Genomic DNA, 5268 nt, shown 5'->3' on the forward strand with positions numbered 1-5268 from the left:
CCCGGCGAGGGCACTCCCGAGGAACCCGGCGAGGGCACTCCCGAGGAGCCTGGCGAGGGTACTCCCGAGGTCCCCGGCGATGTGCCTCCGGACGAGTCCCTTGTCCCTGCGGATGAAAACACCGCCACGCCGTTCGTGGTAAACTCGGCCCCCGCGATCCCGGGCTATACAACTATCACTGCGATGCCGCTGGACGAGACGGCCACTTATATTATCGTTGCCGTGGCCAGCGACGGTACGGCCTATGCCCTCCATCTCAACGCGGACGGGACGACGGGCCACGGCCCTGGCGCCACCGCTTATCCCGACTGTACCGCCACGCTTACGATTTCGGACGGCAGCGTCACCGCGGTGCGTACGAGCGACAGCAGCGCTGCGCTGACTATGGATAACCTTGGCGTCACCATCGCCCCTACCAGCGGCGGCCATACCATCAAAAACGCCACCCACTCCCTCAGTCTGGCGGGGCAGATGTTTGACACTGCCGCCAACGCCCCCGCTATGACTGATCTCACCTTCGTCAATGGCCGTTTCCAGATTTATAATAGTACAGAGAATCGTTACCTCACGTTTAATGTCGCGAACGATGAAAGCGCTCATTTTCCAGCTCATCCCACCGGCTTCTGCGGCTTTAGTGACGACCAGAATTCGTTCCTTCCCATTTACCTCTATCAAAAAGAGGGCACTGGCACCCCTGTCCGTGAGCGCCTCCAGAACCTCGTTGACCAGTTCAGTAGCGAGGGCCTGAACGAGGCGGACTATCTGGCGCACAGCTGGAGCGTTTACGCAGACGCCTTGACGGCGGCCCAGGACGCGTTGGGCGATGCCGGCGCCACAGATGAGGCGCTCTACACCGCGCTGGCCGATCTCCAATCCGCGCACGACGCGCTCCAGCTCGCGCCAGAGCTTCCGGAGCCTTCCTACAGCACCGTCTATCAGCTCCACACCGGCGCCCTGGTAGACGGCGTGTACGCCATTTACACCAATGACGCCGACAATGGCAGAAACCGAATTCTTTATCATACCGGAACCGGTATGACAGATAAACTCGGCGGCAGTGTCTCCAATGACCAGCTTACGCTGAATAGTAGTTTTGCTGCTTCCAGACAGCTTTGGACCCTGACCGCGGTTGATGGCGGCTACACCCTCCAGTCTGTGGACAGCAGCCGCTATTTGGATTTGACCGAGGCTTCTGAGAAAAACATCAATACTTCCGCCTCTGCGGTTGTCCTCACGATTACCTCCACCGGCGACGGTACTTATACGGTTTCTCAACAGAATGGACAGTCCATCTCCTATGATGCAGCAAATAACGGCAACTATTTTGCCGGGTCTGAGGCCGCCCCCCTGCGCTTCTTCAAGCAGACCGAGGTTTCCCCTGAGTTTGTTGAGGATTGGAGGGACCTGATCCCGGCGCCCGGCACCACCACAGATCAGCCCTTTAACTCCGGCACCGGCGGAAGCGGCCATTTCCGCATTCCCGCCATTACCACCATTACATCGGGCCCGCATGCGGGCCGGCTTGTGGCCGCCATTGACGCCCGGTGGACCCAAACCGGCGACGGCGCCAACATTGACACACTGTTCAGCTATTCCGATGACAACGGCAAGACCTGGCACTACAGCTTCGCCAACTACTTTGGGGACAGTACGGACGTGAGATCCGACAACGCCACCAACTTCATTGACCCCGTCATCGTGGCGGACAACAGCGGCACCCTCTACCTGATGGTGGATATCTTCCCCGGCGGCGTGGCCCTGAACACCGCCCCCATGCGTCCCGCCACCGCCACCGGCTATGTGGACGTCAACGGCACACAGCGGCTGGCGCTCTATCTCTCCCCCGTCACCACCGAGCAGACCGATGACAATTACGCCTACTACATCGGCGACTTTGACGCGTCGGGCTATGCTGCCGTGTATGAGCGGGGCAGCAATGCCGATTCCGGCTTCTATGTGGACGAATACTACTATCTCTACCAGAAGCAGGGCGGCAGCCGCGATCCCGAAAATGACAAGATCTACTGTGAGCGGCTGGGTTCCGCTGAGTGGATCCAGCAGAACGTCTTCTTCTATAACGCCAGCCTCCATGTCCGCAACGTCTCCTACCTCTGGATCGTCAAATCCACCGACGGCGGCGAAACTTGGTCCGTGCCCATCATGAATAACCACCAGGTCCGCACCGGTGAGGACAAGTTCTACGGCGTGGGCCCCGGAGCGGGGCTGTGCATGAAGGGCGGCGAGCTGGACGGCATGATCCTCCTGCCCACCTACACCCACAGCAACGAGCACGCCAGCTTTATTTATACCAGAGACGGCGGCGCGACCTGGATCCGGGGTCCTGTCCTTGCCGAGGGCTCCAGCGAGAGCTGCCTGGTACAGATTGACGAAACTACCATCCGCCACTTCTTCCGGGACGGCTGGGCCAACAGCGGCGTAGTGCGTTATGTGGACCACACCTGGAGCGGCAGCGAGTGGGTCCCCGGCGATGTGGTCCGGGTGGAAGCGGCCTCCCGGATGGGCTCCTGCCAGATCTCTGCAACCAAGTATTCTCAGCAGATCGACGGCAAAGACGTGATCCTTGTCTCCGTCCCCGGCAGCACAAGCGGCCGCCTGAACGGCAGGATCTATGCGTTTACAGTCAATAACGACGCCGGACACACTATGGAGCTGATCTCCACTTATGAGGTGACCAAAGCCGGCGAAGCGTATGCCTATTCCTCTCTCACTGTGACTCAGGACGGCCAGATCGCCCTGCTGTGTGAGACGGTCAATGGCAATACCAGCGTTCCTTTCCATCTGATCCCCTTCTCTGTCAGCATTCCCGACGCTTCCTTCACAGACAACACCACCACCTATGACGGGCAGCCTCACTCCATCACCGCGCCGGCCCTCTCCGACGAGGAGTATGACATCACCTATTCCACCGACAACGGCAGTACTTGGAGCAGCACACTGCCCACCTTCACCGAGGCGGGGACCTATACTGTTCAGTACAAAGTCGCCTCCAAAACAGCGGCCATCTTGAACAATACGGTGGAGGGCTCCGCTACCCTGACCATCAAACCCCAGCCGATTAACGTCCATCTCACCGCGGACAACGAGTTCCTCATCGGCAGCGGGGAGGTCACTTTCACGGCCACCGGCATTCCCGACAACGCCAAGGGAACCGTTACCGTGCGGTGCCTGGATGACCAGCTCCACGATCCCCACGTCATGGCAAAGCAGGGGAGCGGGGAAAATGTCACCTATACCTTTACCCACATGCTGGAGGGCCCCGTGGACGGTTCGGAGTCCCGCAAGCACACCTTTGAGGCCACCTATAACGCGGTATTGGGCAACTATACCGCGTCCAGCTCCGGCGTCTACACCGTCACAGTCCATTCCGAAGACCCCAACAGCTTCCCCATCAAGGTCTACGGCTTTGACGGCGACTACGACGGTCAGGCCCACTCCATCACCGTGGAGGTTCCTGACTATGTGAATGTCACATACTGCGAAACCGAGGACGGGGTCTACCAGCCGGAAAACTTCTCCTATACTGCGGTTGGCGAGTATACTGTGTACTTCAAAGCCACCCTTGGGGACCAGAAGGAGTACGCCGGGTCTTCCATGATCCGCATTGACAAGGCCAATCCTCTGTCGCAGGGCATCATTCCCAGCAAATCCGTCCTTACCGGCGCGGATTTTGCCAGCGGCACACCTCTGACGCTTACTATCCCCAACGCCCCCAGCCCGGAGGAGGGCACCTTTACCCTCTCCTGCGACGGCGTTGAGGTGGAGCGCAAGAGCTACGATCCGGCCACCCGCACCTGGACGGCCACTCCCAATCTCCCGCTTGAGAGCCGGTCCTATACCTTTAAGGCCACCTTTGAGCCCAACGCAGCCAATGTTGACAATTACAACTCCAGCGGTGAGCGTACCTGTATTGTCACCGTCCGCATCGGTACCGCTGTGCAGATTGGCATTGCCGCGTCGCCCGCGTCCCTGACCGGGGGCGGCTCCGTAACCCTTAGCGTAACTGGCGTACCTGATGCCGGCACGGTAAACGTGACCTGTGATATCGCCGGCATCACAATAACCCCCAACGGCGACGGTACCTATACCGCGGTTCTGCCCAACACCACCCGCACCTATACCTTCCGTGCCAACTACACCGGACAGGACGGCTATGAGGATGCCACCGCGCAGTGTACGGTTTCTGTTACGGCCAAATCTTCCGGCGGCGGTTCCAGCTCCGATGACGATGACGATGACAAGGGCAGCAGTTCCGGCAACGGCACCAAGGACACCGAAACCGTTACCAAGAACCCGGATGGCTCTGTCACCACAACCCACACCGATGGCAAGACCGGCACCGTCACCGCCACCACCGAGCGGCCCGACGGCGGCAAGGAGATTTTGGAGACAAGGAAGGACGGCACCGTTATTTCCACTACAATCGACCCGGAGGGCGGTAAGGTGGAGAAGGTTACTGGCGCCAACAAGGATATCGCTATCACCGTCAGCGACAGCGACGGCAAGACGTTGGCCCATGTAGCGCTGCCGTCCCAGATTCCCCCGCCGGAAAAGAAATTTGTGGATGTGCCCAAAAACCACTGGGCGGAACAGGGGATCAACGAGATGGCTTCCCTAGGGGTCATCAATGGCGTAGGCAATGACCGCTACAACATGAACGCCAATCTGCAGCGGGGCGACTTGGCTACGATGCTGTTCCGCCTATCCAATGGAAAGGCAGAGCATACCGCCGCCTTTGAGGATGTGCCTGCGAATAAGTACTATGCCGATGGCGTGGCTTGGGCCAACGCGGTTGGCGTGGTACGCGGAGACGGCAAGGGCCGCTTCTTCCCGGAAAATTCCATCACCAGAGAAGAGCTGGCGGTTGTCCTGTTCAACTACGCCAACCTGCTCCATCTGGACACCACAGTCACCGGCGGCGCCTTGAATGGATTCACTGACAGGGATCAGACCAACCGCTGGGCTGAGGAGGGCATGGCCTGGTGCATTGAGAACGGCATTCTCTTTGGCAAAGGAGGCGGAATTTTGGATCCTGGCGCCAAAGTCACCCGCGCTGAAACTGCTGTTATGCTGCAACGCTTCCTGAAGCTTGTCAAGTAACCAGCCGAACCTCCAACTGTATATCGGAACTGTTATTTACAGCAAAGGCCCCTGGAATCATCCAGGGGCCTTTGCTCAGCCTGTCGAAAAAGTCTGCCCTTCGGCAGACTTTTTCATATAAACGAGGTAAAATAGAGCAGGGTGAGAAAA

At 59.0% G+C, this 5268-nt stretch carries 1 protein-coding gene; it reads left to right on the plus strand.

Annotated elements, in window-relative coordinates:
- The coding region (locus tag D1159_RS18390) for an S-layer homology domain-containing protein (RefSeq protein ID WP_202621164.1) at nucleotides 1-5118 on the plus strand (5118 nt) is incomplete at its 5' end.
- Between the last annotated feature and the right edge of the window lie 150 nt (nucleotides 5119-5268).

The sequence above is a fragment of the Pseudoflavonifractor sp. 524-17 genome, assembly GCF_009935845.1.
Classification (GTDB): domain Bacteria; phylum Bacillota; class Clostridia; order Oscillospirales; family Oscillospiraceae; genus Pseudoflavonifractor_A.